This window comes from Lacibacter cauensis (assembly GCF_007830055.1).
GTDB lineage: Bacteria > Bacteroidota > Bacteroidia > Chitinophagales > Chitinophagaceae > Lacibacter > Lacibacter cauensis.
This window is the reverse complement of the sequence record NZ_VLLE01000003.1, coordinates 938,713-956,288: the sequence shown is the minus strand read 5'-3', so window position 1 is coordinate 956,288 and position 17,576 is coordinate 938,713. Positions and strand designations below refer to the sequence as shown.

The following is a 17,576-nucleotide window of genomic DNA, read 5'->3' as shown; positions in this document are numbered from 1 at the left end:
GAAAGTTTGGTGAAGCCTTTTCTTATATGCTTACTTCGTTCATGATTGTTTTGCCCCTTTCTAAGGCTTCAGCAAACGTATCGGTAACATTTGCTTTACCAACTGCAAACAGCAAACGTGCTTTCTTTAATTCATCCAGTACCTGGTTGCTGTGTACTTCGCTTAAAATAAGTTTTGTGCCCCGGTGTTTCGATTCTTTGTAAACTTCTTCAATGGTTTTAATGCCGGTTGCATCAATGATGGGCACCTGCCGCATACGGATGATCAATACTTTGGGAGGTCGTTCAATAAACTTAATCGCATCTTTAAATTTATACGCTGCACCAAAAAATAACGGGCCGGTAATTTCAAATACTTCTACATTGGCAGGAATGCTGTAGTTAATAATCGCTTCGTTATCGGTTGTACTATTCCTGTCGTCAATTTCCTTTGTGAGCATCTTTACATCACTAAACTGAATCATCTTTCGCATAAACAGAAATACAGCCAGCACCATTCCAATTTCAATGGCAACAGTCAAATCAATAATTACTGTCAGAAAAAAAGTGGTCAGCATCACTGCAATATCACTTCGTGGACCTTTCAACACCGTAAGAAAACTTTCCCACTCACTCATATTGTAAGCTACCACCACCAAGATGCCTGCCAATGTCGGCATCGGAATCAACGCCGCCCATTTACCGGCAAACAACATGATGAGCAATAACACAACAGCATGCGTCATACCTGCTACCGGAGTGCGGCCACCGTTTTTAATATTCGTTACCGTACGTGCAATAGCGCCTGTTGCAGGTATACCGCCAAACAATGAAGAAAAGATATTGGCTGTTCCCTGTGCAATTAACTCCATGTTCGATTTATGATTACCGCCAATCATACCATCGGCTACAACAGCCGACAACAACGATTCTATACCACCCAGCAATGCAATGGTAAATGCAGGTTGTATTAAACTTTTAATGATTGCAATATCCAACGCCGGCATTACAGGTGCAGGAAAAGCAGAAGAAATGGTTCCAAATCTGCTGCCGATTGTTTCTACCGGCAAATGCGCCAGCTGCACAACCAGTGCAGTAAGTACAATGGCAATTAACGAACCGGGTACTTTGTGCGAAACCTTTGGCCACAACAAAATGATGACGACTGTTGCAGCTGCAATTGCAAACGCTGCATAATTTACAGAAGCAGCATGTTGCAAATAGGTTGTCCATTTTGTAAGAAAGTCTGCAGGCACGACTCCCATCTGCAAACCAAAAAAATCTTTTAACTGCGAAGAAAAGATGAGTACAGCAATACCGCTGGTAAAACCAATAATGAGTGAATGTGGGATGAATTTAATAACTGCACCCAGCCGAGCAAAGCCCATTATCATCAGCATTATACCTGCCATAAACGTAGCAATAATTAAACCATTCACACCATAGGTTTGTACAATGCCATACACAATAACGATGAACGCACCGGTAGGTCCGCCAATCTGCACCCGGCTGCCGCCCATTGCTGAAATAATAAAACCTGCAATAACAGCGGTGTATAATCCCTTCTCCGGTGATACGCCGCTTGCAATAGCAAATGCAATGGCAAGTGGTAAGGCCACAATACCTACAATTAAACCGGCCATCAGGTCTTTCACCAGCTTTTGCCTGCTGTATTGTTGAAGTGTATCGAATAGTTTGGGACGGAACATTGCCAACTGTTTATTCTTCGGTTATAACAACACTTTGTTCCTGTAAATAACGGTTGAGCAGAATTTTTGCCAGCTTAATATTGCTCCACTGCTGTGCATCTTTGTTAAACGGATTAAAGAGGCTCAACTCCTCTTTCAACCGTTCAACAATCGTATTGCGTTTTTGCTGATCTGCTTCTTTCTGTTCAATAATAATAATTGTTGCAGCCATCAAATCGCTTATCTCCTGCTGCGAAGAAGCCCATAAAATATCGTTTACAAGGCTTGTAATGTGTGCATCAAATGTATGTGGCATGATTATCTTTTTTTCGGGTTAAATTTTAATCCAGAATTTCAACAAATCGTTCATCTCTGTTTTTACAACATGATAGCTGGGAGGTATCTCATCTTCCAGGCTGTGATAAGTAGCCAGCCTTGTACCCTCGGTTTTTTGTTCGAGTTGCTTGTACAAATAGCGATTGTAGTAATAGTATAGTTCTGCAGAGTAATCAATACTGTTATCAATCTTACTGGTACCATTCAGGTTTTCGTAAAACGAGTTGTAGAAATAAAAATGATTGTACCTGCTGAAATCGAGTTGTGTAAAATTGCCGCAGATGAATTTTACATTGGTAATACCAACAGCCTGCTGCACTTCGTTGGCAATTGCTACCAGGTTTCTGCGCTGCTCAATACCATAAAAAAAAGCGGAGGGTTGATAATGTGCTGCTGTTAAACAGAACTTTCCTGTTCCGCTGCCGATATCCAGAATACGCATACCGGGCTCGGCTGCCAAAAACTCTGCAGCACGTTTTGCTACTGCAACATTTGTAAAATGCTGCTGAGCCAACTTTTGTATTGCAGGCGGATACATGCGGTCGAGCGCTGCATCGGAACCATACCAGTTTTCAATATCTGTTGTTGTGTTTATCAACTGTATCTGCTTTTGTTGTGTGTTAGCCGAAATCATTTACCAGTTTTAGCAAACCTGTATTGCTCTGGCGATAGTAAGTGCGACCGTTCCTTTGGTTCGGACGGAATTATTAACGCAACCCATCCGTTGTGCTCGGGCTGCTCTGCAAGAAGAGTATAATTGCCTGCAAGTAAATGATCGTTCAGCTGTACTATTTTTCCATCAACCGGCATACAGGCATCAATACTATAATCCTTGTAGCGTATCGATGCAATCACTTCGCCCTTCACTTTAAAACCTAAAGGTTCGTTTACAACCAGCTGCTCCACTTGCTTAAACCCTGTAAGCTTAAAGCTGCAAACACCTACATAAGCAACCTTGCCCTGGAAGTCGATCCATTCGTGATCGTTTGTGTAATACAGATCTCTGGCAGGAATCTTCTCTATTTGCATATTGCAAAGTTATTTTACCTTGTTGCCGGCAGCGGTAAACCTTTGCAGCGTAAAAAGTAAGTTTTATCAGTTTTTAAAAAAGGTATTTTTGCTACCATGAGCATCAAAGGCATTTTTTCAATTGACAAATGGGACTTTAAAAGCGAGTCTGTACTTGCAGATTTGCCGGCAGAAGAATTTGCCTTGCTCACTGCCAATAAAACAGAAAGGGAATACAAAAAAGGAGAAATCATTTTCTGGGAAGGCGCTGCTCCGTCGGGTATTTTTTACATCGTTGAAGGAAAAGTAAAAAAGTACAAGCTCGATAAAGATGGGAAGGAACATATTATTTATGTAGCCAATACCGGCGAGTTACTCGGCTATCATGCTATACTTGCCGAAAGCCGCTACCCCGATTCTGCTGCAGCACTGGAAGCCAGCCGTATTGCCTTTGTGCCAAAAGAAGATTTTCTGAATGCGCTACACCGATCGGAATTATTAAACAGACGCTTGCTGAAAACATTAAGTCATGAGTTTGAAGTACTCGCCAACAGTCTTACATTGTTTGCGCAAAAATCGGTAAGAGAACGATTGGCACTACAGCTCATTGTTTTGCGTGAAAAATACAAGGTGAATTTTAAGCCGGGCATGCCTGTAGAAATCAACATGGGGCGTGATGATTTGGCAAATCTTGTTGGTACTGCAAGAGAAAATGTGATCCGCCTGTTATCCGAATTTAAAGACGATGCTATTCTTGAAACCAAGGGCAGAAAAATTATTGTGCTGGATGTAAACAAGCTCATCAAAATAGCCAACTACAACTGATTATATATTTACCGTAAATAAAGTTCATCAACAGCTTTGCTGCAATCATATCCTTTTATTTTACCTAACAACAATCATTACGGCCGTCATTGTTTTTTACTGTTGTACAGGATTACCTTACATGCTTGTCTACTAAACAGAAAAACGTATGAAAAAGTTATCAGGCAAAACTGCAGTTGTAACCGGCGCAGGTTCCGGTATGGGTAAAGCCATTGCCCTTTTGTTTGCTGCCGAAGGCTGCAAAGTTGTAGCAACCGATATTAACCAGCAACGGCTCGATGCATTGCAAACAGAAATCAAAGCAGGCGGCGGAGAAGCTACCACACTCCTTGCAAACATGGCAGCAGAAGAAGATATTGAACGGATGATTTCCACAACAGTATCAACCTATGGTACATTGGATATACTCGTTAACAATGCCGGCATTATGGATCACTTTGCACCTGTTGCGGAATTAGATAATAACATGTGGGAAAAAGTGATGAACATCAATGTTACCGGCCCCATGAAAGCCATGCGTGCAGCAGTAAAAATCTTTCTGGCAAAAGGAAGCGGCTGTATTGTCAACATCGCCTCGATAGGAGGTTTGTATGGTGCAAGGGCTGGTGCTGCTTATACAGCGAGTAAACATGCACTTATTGGTCTTACCAAAAACACAGGTTTTATGTATGCGAAAGCAGGCATCCGTTGCAATGCCATTGCACCCGGAGCCGTAGCAACCAATATTGGCGATACGATTGATATGAGCAAGATTACGCCACTCGTTAACGACCGTATTATGGCCGGTATGGTGTTGAATGCCAAAACAGGCGAACCTGCAGATATTGCCAAAGCCGCACTGTTTCTTGCAAGCGATGATGCCGGGTTTATTAATGGCACAGTACTTACTGCAGACGGCGCTTGGACAGCCTATTAAACAACGTAATTTTTATCACATAACAACAAGGCATGTTCAACTACCTTTGTTTTAAAATTAACAGATATGCCTACAGTAAAACTCACCACGCAGGATTTTAAAGACAAGGTTTTTAATTACGATACAGAGAAAGAATGGAAATACAAGGGAACAGCTCCTGCTATCATTGATTTTTATGCCGATTGGTGCGGCCCCTGTAAAGCTGTTGCACCTGTACTGGAAGAATTGTCGAACGAATACAAAGACGAACTGGTAATTTATAAAGTTGACACGGATGCTGAAATGGAATTAGCAGCGGTATTTGGTATTCGCAGCATCCCCACATTTTTATTTATTCCAATGGATGCAGACCCGATGATGCAGCCCGGCGCATTTCCGAAAAAAGTATTCAAAGAAATTATTGATACGCAGCTGGTGAAGAAAGAAGAAGCAGGGAAAAGCGAGTAGTCAGTGGCGAGTGATAAGCGTGTGCCGTAGTTCATTCATTACTCATGACTCATTAACAAAGGCAGTTCCACAAAAAAGGTACTGCCTTTTTGTTGTTCGGTAGTAAACCAAATTTCGCCTTTTATTTGCTCTACAATACTCTTACACATAGCCAAGCCTAAACCTGTGCCCGAAGTTTTGGTAGTAAAGTTGGGATAGAAAATTTTCTGCTGCAGCTCTGCCGGTATACCCTGCCCGTTATCACGCACAGCAACCACAGCTTTATCAGCACGCAGATCAATGTGTACTTCTACAACAGCTTCTTCCTCTCCTGCTGCTTCAATAGCATTGCGGATGAGATTTGTAAACAAACGGTTGAGTTGTGTTTTATCGGCCATCAGGTAAGCTTCGTTGATAGTAGTGGTAAATGCCACCTGTGCATTTTCCTGCATATTAAATAACTCCACCACCGAACGTACCGATGCAATAAGATTCACACGCTCCATACGAGGGTTACCAATATTGGCAAAGCTCGAAAAGTCAGATGCAATATTGGAGAGATAATCAATTTGCTCTACCAGTGTTTTAGCAACATTTTGCGAAATCTGTTTCGTATCTGCAGAATTGGAATCCACCGCTTTTTGCAGGTACTGAATACTCAGCTTCATTGGTGTAAGCGGATTCTTAATTTCATGTGCTACCTGCCGGGCCATTTCACGCCATGCACCTTCCCTTTCGCTTCGTGCAAGCAGGTTGGCACTTTCTTCCAGCTGTTTTACCATTCGGTTGTATTCTTGCACCAGCTCACCAATTTCATCGTTCCTGTGCCATACAATTGCTTCGTTTGTTTTTCCCAATTTAATCTCCTTCATTTTTTCGCTGATGATGGCAAACGAGTTGGTAATACGGCTTGTAACAAAGAAGGCAATCAAACCTGCAATTAAAAAGATGAATGCATTCAGGTTAATCAACGTAACAAGGAAGTTCGAAATTTCCTGCTTCAGTTCGTTTTGCGAAGTAAAGTAGGGAATGTTGAGGTAGGCATAGGTTTTACCGTCTTCATCACGCACCGGCACATAAATACTCATGTACGAGAGTGTACCCACTTTTTCGTTTTCAATTGTTTGTACAAGATATTCTTTTGAAAGCTTATAATAAGCCAGCGGATCTGTTTTACGGCTCAGCAATCCTTTGTTGTAATAATAAGGCTGCGATGATATCTGCAGGTTACCATTCGGATCGTAGATGTTTACATCCACACCATGTATTTCAGAAATACGGTTGATCTTTCCCTGCAACTCTGCCTTAGCTACTTCATCGTACAGCTTCAACACATCATCAAACATCGCATGGTTACTCAACGCCGTTTCTACTTCTGCTTTCATAATAGCAATGGATCTCGACAGGCGTTCTTTATTAATCCGGCTATGCCTGTTAATAAAGAAAAAGATAGTAGATGCACCGATGATCAGAAATGAAAAGATACTGATGCCGATGATGGTGGTATGTACCTGCGTACGGAATGTTAACTGCAGATGTGCTTTCCAATCGGCAGGACGCAACCCTAACTGTAAGAAATACTGTACCATTCTGAATGCAGCAAGCATGAGCAGGAACACACAGAACAGGTACGCAAACAAAGTGATTGTTTCCAATAACCTGTTTTGCGATTTGGCAATCACAACCGTAAGATTATTTGCTGAAGTATACCACAATTCTGTATACCCTTTCTTACTCACTTTACGTTCTATTTTTTCGCTCCTGGTTTTATTATCCAGGTGAATAGGAAAAGGATAGTCGTTTGCACTGCTGATAAGTTCGTTGCCTTTGTAAATGGCAAATGCATAGGAAAGTGTATTGTCAGCCACTTTTGTATCGGACCGGTAGAAAATATCTGCGTTAAACTTTTGATCAGCATAACGTTTGGGACGTGATATGACAAACACATAACCTTGTGTGCGGTTTTCGGTTGTGTCTACAACAATTTTCCTGGCGATGTAATAAAACTTGTCGTACGATTCTTCATAGTAACGCCATTCAGCAGAACTGGTGCGCTTGCTCTGCAGGTTGTAAACTGTACTTAAGGTATTGAAGGAAACAGAATCAACATTGAACAGCGGTTGTTCATTTCCGTCGAATGTATAAATTTCAGTATCGTATACATTCAGGTAGCCGCTGAAGTTTTCGCTGATGAGACTGTCTTTTAACAACTGATTTTCTGCAGATGTTGCAAAACGGTAAAACTCCCGCTGCAGAAATTCGCTTCTGAAATTGCGCATGGCAATATTCAATAAACTTTCGGCAGAAGGATCGGTTTGCAAGCTGAGCTTATCGGCCGTACGTATACGATCATTCCATTCCCGTTTGCCATTTTCACTTATCAGTAAAAATGTAAGTGAGAGTGAAAAGAAAAACAACCAGAAAATTGTTTTGCCGTTTGACGAGAGAAAGTTAAGCCGCATTTGCCTGTTGTTCAGCAACATTACCAGTAACAGCAACCAGCCAAGCAAAAACAATTGGTATATAACCGAAGAAGAGTTGATGTTAAAGCTGAGATACACGAGCCCCGTAACTGTAATGGCCAGCAGTTGAATCGGAATCCTTCGGTGACTGTAATGTTTCAGATATCCTGCCAGCCAGTCGGCAATAATAAAATAATTCAATGCAAGAGAGCCCAATACAAAGAAACCGGCAAAGCTGAAAATAGTCAGCTTGAAAATATTAATCACATCAAATGATATCTGCGAATCGGATACCAGGCTCTTAATAATACTGCCGAAAAGAATAGTTGTACCAAACAACAGGATTGTAATTGTTACGAGCCCTGCATTGTGTTTTAACCTCAACGGAATTTTTCTTGCCAGTTTTCCATAGCGTCGTATAAAAAGCAAAACCCACAACAACAAAAAGGAGTTAATGAGCAAATCGCCCAGCGATCTTAATATTTTATTTGAACCGTAAACAGCCGGATTAAACAATTCGAACTGGCGAAGGTTAAACGGTATAGGAAAATAATAACTCGAAATTCGTACTAAGAGAATAACGGCCACCAGGAACGATAATCCGGCTGCAAACGAATAACGTTCTGTAACCATTGCTGCCAGCTTATGCAAAAACATCAGTATGCACAACATTGCCAGTAGCCTGAAAAATATGGTTGTGCTGTTTAATGGCTGTGGAAGATTGTTTAACTCCTTTAACCAAAACAATGCTGTGCCGTCGGTGCTCTGCACCTTTAATCTTGTTTGTTCTATATCGCTAAGGCCATAATATTTTTCGATGCCGCCCAGGTAAGCAAAATCATTACTGATATAGTTAGCTGTAACAAAGAAATTCCATTTAACCGGAATCAATGCCATTACCTGGCAAATACTTCCATCGCCCAGTTTTTTTGTTTTCTTATAAACCGTGTAATACCCGTTAATCAACTGTTCGAACCAGATACCATCAGCTCTTTGCCATAAACTGTAATCGGGTAAAATAGCCTGCGTATTCCAGAAGCGTGTTTGAAAACCATCTGCACCATCGCTTGCAACAAAAATGAAGTAATCTTTATCAACCAGTTTTTCAACGGTTTTCAAATCGGCTTTACCCGTCTTCAATTGCAACAGCAGCGAAGAGTCTGTTAGTAGTTTTGCAAAATCTTTCTCCCGTTTGTTGATGGCCTTTTGCAAGGTTTTTTTAACCTGTTCGGGCGCAGAGGTGTACGACCAATAATATTGAAACAGGTAGGAAAACGTAAGCAACCAACCTGCTAAAATAAGCAGGTAGCCATTGCGGTAAGCAAAACGGCGGATGGTTAAAATGTGGTTCAAAATTATGCTTGTGCTTCCCTGTTTTTCTGTTTAATACGGTTCCAGATGCTATCCATTTCTTCCAGCGTCATGTGTGTAAGCTGCTTGCCTTCACTAAGTGCTTCCTGTTCCATCTGTACAAACCGTTTTATAAACTTCTGATTGGTACGTTCCAATGCATGGTCTGCATCAATCTGCAAAAACCGTGCATAATTCACCAACGAAAAAAATACATCGCCCAGCTCCTCTTCTATTTTATCCTGTTCGGCTGTATTTACCACCTCCTTCAGCTCGTTCATCTCTTCTTCAATTTTAGCAAATACCTGCTCCTTGTTTTCCCATTCAAAACCAACCTGCTTTGCTTTTTCCTGTATGCGGATGGCTTTTACCATCGATGGCAAACCTTTGGGAACACCACTTAAAACGGAGGTTTTGCCTTCTTTCATCTTCAGCTTTTCCCAGTTACGTTTTACATCTTCCTCATCAGCTACTTTTACATCGCCGTAAATATGCGGATGACGGGAAATTAATTTTTCACAAATGCCATTCAAAACGTCGGGTAAAGTAAACTGTTGCTGCTCTGTACCAATTTTTGCATAGAACACCAAATGTAGCATCAAGTCGCCCAGTTCTTCTTTAATATGCTTCCAGTTTTCTTCCGAAATAGCATCGGTTAGTTCATACGTTTCTTCAATGGTCAGCTGGCGAAGTGTGTGGATGGTTTGCTTTTTATCCCACGGGCATTGTTCCCGGAGTTCATCCATAATTTTCACTAACCGTAAAAAGCTGTCTGCTGTTGCTTGCATAGTTTAAATATTTAAAGCCGAGAAAATAAAGAACCCGGCAAACAGGAAAATGATGACAAATAAAAACACGAAGTTCAGGAACAAAAATTTCAAAATTGTTTTAGCACGGCCCTGCAGGTAATAATGGCGCATGGCTTTATACAGGTACACATAAAACAAAAGCACCAATACAATTTCAATGAACGAGAAAATGCTCCAATGTGTAAGTTCCGAAAGTTTATCGTTGCCGAAATAAAGAAGCAATGCCAGGAAACAAAAAATGTAATAATAAATAGCGAAGATGGCATGATTTACATAATTGTACTGTCGCCGGCGTATGTACAGCAATGATAGGATGAGTGCAAATAATGGTAATGATATAAACAGGATTGTTGGGAGCTTATGCAAAAACACATCAAAAATGCGGGAAAAAGCAAGGCCCGGACTTTTAGCATATTTATTATTGAGGTATGTGGCTTTCCTGTTCAGCTTTTGCATGATCCACCCATCTCGCTTTTCAGCCGGTAAGGCTTGTTGAACAGAATCGTACTGCTGTATGCTTCGGTAACGAGTGCCGAAGTTGAAGATTGTAAAATCAGACTCTACTGAGCTGTCTGCTACAACTGATGAATCTTTTTTCAGGGACGATAATTTTGTAATTGAATCAATCAGCCGTTCATTCAACCGATCCATTTCGTTGATGTTACCTACCACTACTTTGTCTACTGTAATTTTGCCCGTAAGAAAGTTCACATTAAAGTCGGCGTTGGTATTTTTTAAACGTTCTTCGAGTTTACTATAACTATCCGCCACTTTTTCATCCGATACTTTAAACAAGGAAAAGAACACAATAAAGAAAAATGCCGAGGTGAACACGTACATCCGTACCGGATTCATGTAGCTTGCCCTGCGTCCCCGCTCGTATTCTTTCGCTAAAAAACCGGGACGGAAAAGAATGTATCGTAAGGATGTAAGAAACTTCCCTTCGAAGTGCGTGATATCGTTAAAGAAATGGGTAATCAATCCAAATGCCGACTCTTTGGGTTCAATATTCTCCTGACCGCATATATGACAGTAACGGCCAAATACCCGTGCATTACAGTTTAAACAATTCTTTTCTTTCCGTTCGTGCCCGTGCGACATACCCTTTAGCTTTTGCTAAAAATAAAAAGATTACCCCATACGTTTCATGTGTGTGTTATTATTGTTTTCGAGCCACACAGAATAAGGATGCTTTTTGCAGCATACGGCTGCTGAACCAATCATCAGCTATGCTGCAAAGGGCAATCTTTTGAATGGTTATTTCTTATTTCGGGAATATCTTTGAACAACCATATGCGTAAACTCTATTTTCAGCTCCTTACAGTTATGCTGTTGCCGGTAACAGTCTGCAGCCAGTATTACCAGAAAGACATAACAGGCACAAAGCAGGCCATGGACCAGGTGAAGCAGTACAAGGCCAATAAAGTAAGAAAAGTTGTACTGCAATCGTTCGAAGCAACCGGCGAACCTGTAGATCAGTTTATCTGTTTCCAGGAAATAACGCCTGCTTACAACATCATTAAAACCTACACACAAACGATTGCCACGATGCAATCGATTTTGGTAAGCCAGTTTAATACAAAGGGACAATTGATACGTAGTGCCGACAGTTCAAACACCACCTTAAATGTATCGAGTTATGTGTACGATGCTGCGGGCCGTTTGCTTGTTGTTGAAAATGTATCGCAGGCATATGCATATAAAACAAAAGAAACCGTACGGCACGAATACAAATACGATACAACAGGATTTCCGGTATCGATGCTGCGGATAAAAAATGGCACTGATACCAGCTTTGTACAATTTAAGCCCGATGAAAAAGGGAATGTAGGTGAAGAAATTATTACAGGCCGTAACAAACAAACAGAAACCTGGTATTACTACTACGATGATAAAAACCGCTTAACGGATGTTGTACGTTACAACGAACGTGCAAGGCGTTTGCTGCCTGATTATATCTATGAATACAACGAACAATCTTTGTTAACACAAATGATTTCGGTGCAAAGCGGCAGCAGCGATTACGTTACCTGGCGCTACCAGTACAATGAGCAGGGTTTGAAAATAAAAGAAAGCTGTTTCAGCAAACAGAAACAATTGATGGGCTATGTGACGTACAGATATGAGTGATGAATGATGAGTAATGAGTATAAAAAAAAGCGACGATGAACGTCGCTTTTTTTTATTGTGCCCCGGAACGGAGTTGAACCGTTACTCGCATTGCTGCGAACAGGATTTTAAGTCCTGCGTGTCTACCAATTCCACCACCGGGGCTCCAAAGAGGTGAAAAAAAATCCCGCTTTAAGCGGGATCGTTGAGCGGAAGACCGGGCTCGAACCGGCCACCCCGACCTTGGCAAGGTCGTGCTCTACCAAATGAGCTACTTCCGCTGATGTGTTAAAGAACGATTGGGGTGCAAATGTAAGGGACGTTTTAATATTGACAAAAAAGTTGAAGAAAAATTTCAAAAAAAATATCAAGTACCAACAAATAAAAATCCCCTCATGCAGAGGGGATAAATTTATCAGTTGTAATAACTTATTTATACTTTGGATTGTACAAAGTGCTTTCAGGCACTTCTACTTTTGGTTTACCCTGGTAACGTGAGTTGTACAGTTTATAACAACCGCCCAGTAAAAAAGCGGCTACACAAAACAATTGTACATAAAACAGAAAACGAGATGATGTTACCCAGTTGCTGGTAATGTCTTTTTGCTTTGTATCGTTAGTTTCGTGTGCCATATATGCGTCAGTTTTTTAACGTTGCAAATGTAAGGGATGATCGCAACATCTGTTTACCCTTGCTTTACAATTTCGGAAAATTTCTTCTTTTTTTTGAGGAAGTATTGCCACACCACCGAACCTTTATAAACAGTTTGCAAAGCCGGATAACCCAATACATCGTGCTTCTGCCTGCTTAATGCCCACTCGCAAAAAGCCATGTGTGCATTATAAACAGCCATAAAATAGCCCCCTTTACCCGCAAAAAGCTCTTTCCAGGCCGATAAGCCATCCAACGCCAGGCGCAAAGGCAGCTTCCACCAGAGCTGGCTCCAGGGCATATTTTTGGTGAGCATGATGAGGTTGTTACGAAAATTGAGATACACTTTGCGGCTGCTGCCTGTTGGCAAAGTGCCGCCCCCAACATGGTACACCACCGATTGCGGACATACATAAATTTTATAGCCAGCTCTTTGCAGGCGCCAGCACAAATCAATTTCTTCCTGGTGGGCAAAAAAGAACCCATCGAATCCACCCATTTCATGATAACGTTCTGCTCTTACAAAAAAAGCCGCACCACTTGCCCAAAAAACAGGAATGGATGTGTTGTACTGTCCTTCATCTTTCTCGAGTACATCAAATACTCTTCCACGGGAAAAAGGATAACCCAGCATATCTATCCAACCACCGCCTGCACCGGCATATTCAAATTCCTTTTTGTTGTGATATGCCAGCAACTTAGGCTGACAGGCAGCAATGCTTGCATCGCTTTCCATTAAAGCAATCACAGGTTCAATCCAACCCGGCTGTACTTCCACATCGCTGTTGAGCAACACATAATAATCCGATTGTATTTGCTGGAGAAAATAATTATACCCTTTTGCAAAACCATAATTCTCGTTACTCACCAATATTTCTACTGATGGAAATGTTTGCTGTACATACTGCACCGAATCGTCTGTTGACGCATTATCGGCAACAATGATGCGCAGGTTGGAATAGGTTGACGCCAGTACAGATGGGAGAAATTGCTGCAGGAAATTTTTTCCATTCCAGTTGAGGATTACAACAGCTACTGCAGGTTGTGTTTGCAAGGGCAATAAATATTTTATCAAAAATAGCTTAACAGAGCCAAACCTTCTCTAAATTAGGGCATGCTTGGTCAATATTTTAACTGGCGTACCCTTTTGGCACTGATAGCAATCCTTATTGTTACCGGAACCATTTTCTATTCGAACTATTTGGCCGGAAAAATTGCAGTAGAAGAACGCTTGAAAGTGGAGCAATGGGTTGAAGCCGGTCGTTTTTTGATTTATGCCCCTGTTGATGCCGATACCAAACTGCCTTCACTTATTCGGAATGAACAGAAATCAATACCCATTATTGAAACGGATGAAAAAGACAGCATTGTCAGTTACATCAATATCGACAGTACAAAAATTGCGGCCAATCCACAGTACCTGCAAAAACAACTGAAGTTGTTTAAAGCGCAAAACCAACCCATCATACTTGAAATAAGCAAAGAACCCCTGCTCATCAACAAATATTACTACGGACATTCAACACTGCTGCAACAGGTAAAATATTACCCAATGGTGCAGTTGTTTATTGTAGCGCTGTTTATCATCATTACTATTTTCTCTTTACAGATCCGTAACAAATCAACACAAAACCAGGTATGGGCGGGTATGGCTAAAGAAACAGCCCATCAGCTGGGTACACCGGTATCATCGTTGCAGGGCTGGGTTGAAATGTTGAAAGAAGTGGATGGCAGCCGGCAAATTGCCACCGAAATTGAAAAAGATGTGCAACGTTTACGGCTTGTGAGCGATCGCTTTGGAAAAATAGGCAGCACTCCTCAACTGGAAATGCACGATGTGGTAGTACAGGTAGAAGAGATGGTTGAATACATTCGTAAGCGTGCTACCGGAAAAGTTCTTCTTGAAGTAAAGAAAAACGCCAACGAAATGTCTGCAAAAATATCGCCTCCCCTCTTCGATTGGGTAATTGAAAACCTGTTGAAGAATGCACTGGATGCGATGGATGGAAAAGGCAGTATTACGGTTGATATGCATAACGAAGACCGCAACATCATCATTGATGTTACCGATACGGGCAAAGGCATTGCTTCACAAAACATCAACCGTGTATTTAAGCCGGGCTTTACCACCAAAAAGCGTGGCTGGGGCTTGGGTCTGTCGCTGAGCAAACGCATTATTGAGCAGTACCATAAAGGCCAGTTGTATGTAAAACATTCGGAGCCGGGCAAGGGTACTACTTTCCGCATTGTATTAAAAAAATAAGCTACACCGCTTTGGCCAAGGTCTTCATGTAAAACGACACTGCATTTTTACAATCGTCAAAAAAAAATTTGATGGGGTCGGGCAAGCACTTTACATTTGCTGCCCTATTGAGCCCAGGTGTTGAAATTGGTAGACAAGCCACTTTGAGGTGGTGGTGCCCGAAAGGGCGTGCTGGTTCGAATCCAGTCCTGGGCACAAAAAAGCAGTTCAAATGAACTGCTTTTTTGCTTTAGTGCCTTACGTACTCAAACCGTTTATTTCGCTTGCTTGTAGGTGAAGTAGGCGACCTCCTTAACGATTGCTTTTGTAGCGCTCAACAATTCTACATGGGTATATTTTTCTGTTGGAAAGAACAGTGCGGTCATAACCGAAAGACCATTATCGGCAAACAACTCTACCGAAGAGGCGTCGAACAAAAGCCGGAGTTTTATTTCTTTACTTGTGCTGATGCGTGGCACGGTATGCTTTGCTGTAAAACCGGAATGGAAATTTACAATACCCGAACGGGAACGATCGATGAAATAATTGTTCGCTTTCTTATCGTATCCAATCTTCAACTCCTCCCCTGTTGCTTTATTATAAAACCGAATAGTAAAATCGGCATCGGCAGTTGTTGTTAAATTAAACCCGGAAGGAAAATGCAGGATGCCTATTTTAGCAATAACTGCAGCCCTTTCATCAATCGTTATATTTTTTAATGAAGCCTGCTGTGTTTCATATTTTGTTAATTCTCCTACAGGCAATGATGCGAGGTACAATTCATTTCCCTCCTTTGCAAGATGCAACTCCCGTGCAATCGTCATAGCATTGCGCCACGATTGTGTTGGCAGTTGGTTGGCATAATTCCAGTTGCTCATCCAGCCGATAAACAGTTTCCGTTTTCCTGTATTCGACCATGTAACGCCTGCGTAGTTATCCGGACCATAATCGATCCAGCGTGTATCTTTTTGTTTCGTTGTGAAAGTATGTCCATCAAAATCGCCAATAAAATATTGTGTTGCCGATCCTCCATTTGGAGCTCCGGGATTGATGCTTACAAGCAATACCCATACTTTCTTTCCTTCAAACTCCATTTCAATCAAATCAGGACACTCCCATACTCCACCATGTGCTCCATTCTCTTTACCAAACGTAGATTCTTTTGTCCAGTTTTTTAAATCGGGTGAAGAATAAAACGTAACACAATCTTTTGTTGCCAACGTCATAATCCATTTCTGTGTTGCAGTATGCCACATTACTTTCGGGTCTCTGAAGTCTGCAATGCCGGGATTTTTTATCACCGGATTACCATCATACTTCGTCCATGTTTTTCCGTTATCGTTACTGTAAGCAATGCTTTGTGTTTGAAAATCGATGCGCTCTTTTTCTGTTCTGCTGTTGTGGTGTGTAAACACTGCAACCAATGGAGCTTTTCCATTTTTTCCAAAGCCAGAACTGTTGTTTACATCAACAACTGCACTGCCTGAAAAAATATAGCCAAGACTATCAGGATACAATGCAATGGGTTCTTCTTGCCAGCGTATTAAATCTTTACTGGTTGCATGCCCCCAATGCATTGGCCCCCAAACGGAACTGTAAGGATGGTATTGGAAAAAAAGATGATACACTCCATTTACATAGACCATTCCATTGGGATCGTTTATCCAATGTGCTGCCGGTGAAAAATGAATTTTCGGTCTGTACGCATTATCAGCAGCAACAGTTTGTGCAAAAGAATGTAAGCAGGAAAAGACAGCAACCAAAAGAAAAAGAAAGTTCTGTTTTTGTTTCATACAGCAGCTTATTACAGAAGTGAAATTCTACTTTAAAAATACGTTTATCTGTTTACTTAAACGAAAAAGCTCCGGATACAAATCCAGAGCCGTATATATGTAAGGGAATAAGATTTGTTAGAAACGAACACCCACACTTGCTGTTACATAAAAGCGGTTACGTCCGTACTCGCCATTCGCTGCAAGAATATTTTGCGGCATTACATACGATGGACTGAGTACTGCATTAAACTTTCCAACTACCAGTACCAACGGCATGGTATATTCATATGCGAGGATTGAAAATGTATTTACATTTTTTGTTTGCGTGGTTGTTTGTGGCGGACCAACCGGAATACCTCCAACGGTAGGGCTTTGCTTTTGCTGATATGTTTCGGTAAAACGCTGCGTGCCGCCGTATGCTGTAAGCGTAGGATTAATTGCGAAGGCTCTTGGTTTACCCTCGGCCAGTTTAATAATAAACAGATGATCGATACCTACTGTTGCACCAACATCTGTTTTATTGCTGAACTTTAAATCGGCGCCAAGATTTACATTGATGATTTTATTTTGAAAACTGGTATTAATACCTGTCTGGTATTTTAAAGCCGACTGCACCAATACCGATTCATCTTTGTACAAAAAACGAGACACAAAAATGTTTCCTGAAAACTTATCGCTCTGCGGAAAACGATAACCCATTTCCACACTCGAACCGGTATATTGAAAAGGAGTAGCACTGTTTGCAATAAAAATAGCTGCACCTTGCGCATACAATCCGTTTTTAAGCTGATAACTTATAATCGGCAAAGTAGCATTACTGCTCAGGCTATCCGATCGTCCAAGAAAATGTACATAACTCTGGTGAGAAATATTCGCAGCAAACACAGGTTTTCTTGTATCGGTACTGTCTTGTGCCTGCGTAGCGAAAATGATCGATAAGAGAAATACAAACAGTAACTGAATATGCTTTTTCATGTGTTCCGTTTTAATGTGAATGAAG

General features: G+C 41.3%; 16 protein-coding genes and 3 tRNA genes. 6 read left to right on the top strand and 13 right to left on the bottom strand.

What is annotated here, in order from left to right:
• Positions 1-22 precede the first annotated feature (22 nt).
• Genes IQ13_RS09420 through IQ13_RS09405 form a run of 4 tightly spaced genes read right to left on the bottom strand, consistent with a single transcriptional unit; the run spans position 23 to position 3,031 of the window.
• On the bottom strand, positions 23-1,687 hold the full coding sequence (locus IQ13_RS09420; RefSeq protein WP_144886090.1) for a SulP family inorganic anion transporter: 1,665 nt from the start codon (positions 1,685-1,687) through the stop codon (positions 23-25).
• 10 nt (positions 1,688-1,697) lie between these two features.
• Positions 1,698-1,982 carry a hypothetical protein gene (locus IQ13_RS09415; protein ID WP_144886089.1) on the bottom strand — a complete coding sequence of 95 codons (285 nt, stop codon included), beginning with the start codon at positions 1,980-1,982 and terminating at the stop codon, positions 1,698-1,700.
• An 18-nt stretch (positions 1,983-2,000) separates the two neighbouring features.
• The gene (locus tag IQ13_RS09410) at positions 2,001-2,636 is read right to left on the bottom strand and encodes a class I SAM-dependent methyltransferase (RefSeq protein WP_144886088.1); all 636 of its coding nucleotides are present in this window, start codon (positions 2,634-2,636) and stop codon (positions 2,001-2,003) included.
• Positions 2,633-3,031 (bottom strand): biotin/lipoyl attachment domain-containing protein, encoded by a 399-nt coding sequence (locus IQ13_RS09405; RefSeq protein ID WP_144886087.1) that lies wholly within the window; start codon positions 3,029-3,031, stop codon positions 2,633-2,635. The genes IQ13_RS09410 and IQ13_RS09405 overlap by 4 nt, the downstream gene beginning before the upstream one ends.
• Positions 3,032-3,127: 96 nt before the next feature.
• Here IQ13_RS09405 and IQ13_RS09400 point away from each other — a divergent pair, with 96 nt between their 5' ends.
• From IQ13_RS09400 to trxA, 3 genes are all read left to right on the top strand, one after another.
• On the top strand, positions 3,128-3,835 hold the full coding sequence (locus IQ13_RS09400; protein ID WP_144886086.1) for a Crp/Fnr family transcriptional regulator: 708 nt from the start codon (positions 3,128-3,130) through the stop codon (positions 3,833-3,835).
• Positions 3,836-3,983: 148 nt separating this feature from the next.
• Positions 3,984-4,751, top strand: coding sequence for an SDR family oxidoreductase (locus IQ13_RS09395; protein ID WP_144886085.1), 768 nt, complete (start codon positions 3,984-3,986; stop codon positions 4,749-4,751).
• A 66-nt stretch (positions 4,752-4,817) separates the two neighbouring features.
• A complete protein-coding gene (trxA, locus tag IQ13_RS09390) occupies positions 4,818-5,198 on the top strand; it encodes a thioredoxin (protein WP_144886084.1) in 381 nt (126 codons plus the stop codon).
• 38 nt (positions 5,199-5,236) lie between these two features.
• Here the strand turns inward: trxA and IQ13_RS09385 are convergent, their stop codons facing one another.
• The 3 genes from IQ13_RS09385 to IQ13_RS09375 are packed head-to-tail and all read right to left on the bottom strand — an operon-like array spanning position 5,237 to position 10,899.
• Positions 5,237-8,992 carry a sensor histidine kinase gene (locus tag IQ13_RS09385; protein ID WP_144886083.1) on the bottom strand — a complete coding sequence of 1,252 codons (3,756 nt, stop codon included), beginning with the start codon at positions 8,990-8,992 and terminating at the stop codon, positions 5,237-5,239.
• Positions 8,993-8,994: 2 nt separating this feature from the next.
• Complete coding sequence (mazG, locus tag IQ13_RS09380) at positions 8,995-9,777, bottom strand: nucleoside triphosphate pyrophosphohydrolase (protein WP_144886082.1); 783 nt, start codon at positions 9,775-9,777, stop codon at positions 8,995-8,997.
• Between the two features lie 3 nt (positions 9,778-9,780).
• On the bottom strand, positions 9,781-10,899 hold the full coding sequence (locus tag IQ13_RS09375; RefSeq protein ID WP_144886081.1) for a DUF3667 domain-containing protein: 1,119 nt from the start codon (positions 10,897-10,899) through the stop codon (positions 9,781-9,783).
• 192 nt (positions 10,900-11,091) lie between these two features.
• On the opposite strand from IQ13_RS09375, the gene IQ13_RS09370 reads away from it, so the two are divergent.
• Positions 11,092-11,928 carry a hypothetical protein gene (locus IQ13_RS09370; protein WP_144886080.1) on the top strand — a complete coding sequence of 279 codons (837 nt, stop codon included), beginning with the start codon at positions 11,092-11,094 and terminating at the stop codon, positions 11,926-11,928.
• Between the two features lie 58 nt (positions 11,929-11,986).
• Here IQ13_RS09370 and IQ13_RS09365 read toward each other — a convergent pair.
• From IQ13_RS09365 to IQ13_RS09350, 4 genes are all read right to left on the bottom strand, one after another.
• A tRNA-Leu gene (locus tag IQ13_RS09365) sits at positions 11,987-12,072 on the bottom strand.
• Positions 12,073-12,115: 43 nt separating this feature from the next.
• A tRNA-Gly gene (locus tag IQ13_RS09360) sits at positions 12,116-12,188 on the bottom strand.
• Between the two features lie 148 nt (positions 12,189-12,336).
• Positions 12,337-12,540 (bottom strand): hypothetical protein, encoded by a 204-nt coding sequence (locus IQ13_RS09355; protein ID WP_144886079.1) that lies wholly within the window; start codon positions 12,538-12,540, stop codon positions 12,337-12,339.
• Positions 12,541-12,593: 53 nt separating this feature from the next.
• A complete protein-coding gene (locus IQ13_RS09350; protein WP_144886078.1) occupies positions 12,594-13,613 on the bottom strand; it encodes a glycosyltransferase family 2 protein in 1,020 nt (339 codons plus the stop codon).
• Positions 13,614-13,673: 60 nt separating this feature from the next.
• Here IQ13_RS09350 and IQ13_RS09345 point away from each other — a divergent pair, with 60 nt between their 5' ends.
• Both IQ13_RS09345 and IQ13_RS09340 read left to right on the top strand, forming a co-directional pair.
• The gene (locus IQ13_RS09345; protein ID WP_144886077.1) at positions 13,674-14,822 is read left to right on the top strand and encodes a sensor histidine kinase; all 1,149 of its coding nucleotides are present in this window, start codon (positions 13,674-13,676) and stop codon (positions 14,820-14,822) included.
• Positions 14,823-14,933: 111 nt separating this feature from the next.
• Positions 14,934-15,017 (top strand) — tRNA-Leu (locus tag IQ13_RS09340).
• Positions 15,018-15,076: 59 nt separating this feature from the next.
• Here the strand turns inward: IQ13_RS09340 and IQ13_RS09335 are convergent.
• Positions 15,077-16,594, bottom strand: coding sequence for a glycoside hydrolase family 32 protein (locus IQ13_RS09335; protein WP_144886076.1), 1,518 nt, complete (start codon positions 16,592-16,594; stop codon positions 15,077-15,079).
• A gap of 117 nt (positions 16,595-16,711) precedes the next feature.
• Positions 16,712-17,551: a hypothetical protein gene (locus tag IQ13_RS09330; RefSeq protein WP_144886075.1), complete on the bottom strand. Its 840-nt coding sequence runs from the start codon at positions 17,549-17,551 to the stop codon at positions 16,712-16,714.
• Positions 17,552-17,576: the final 25 nt, after the last annotated feature.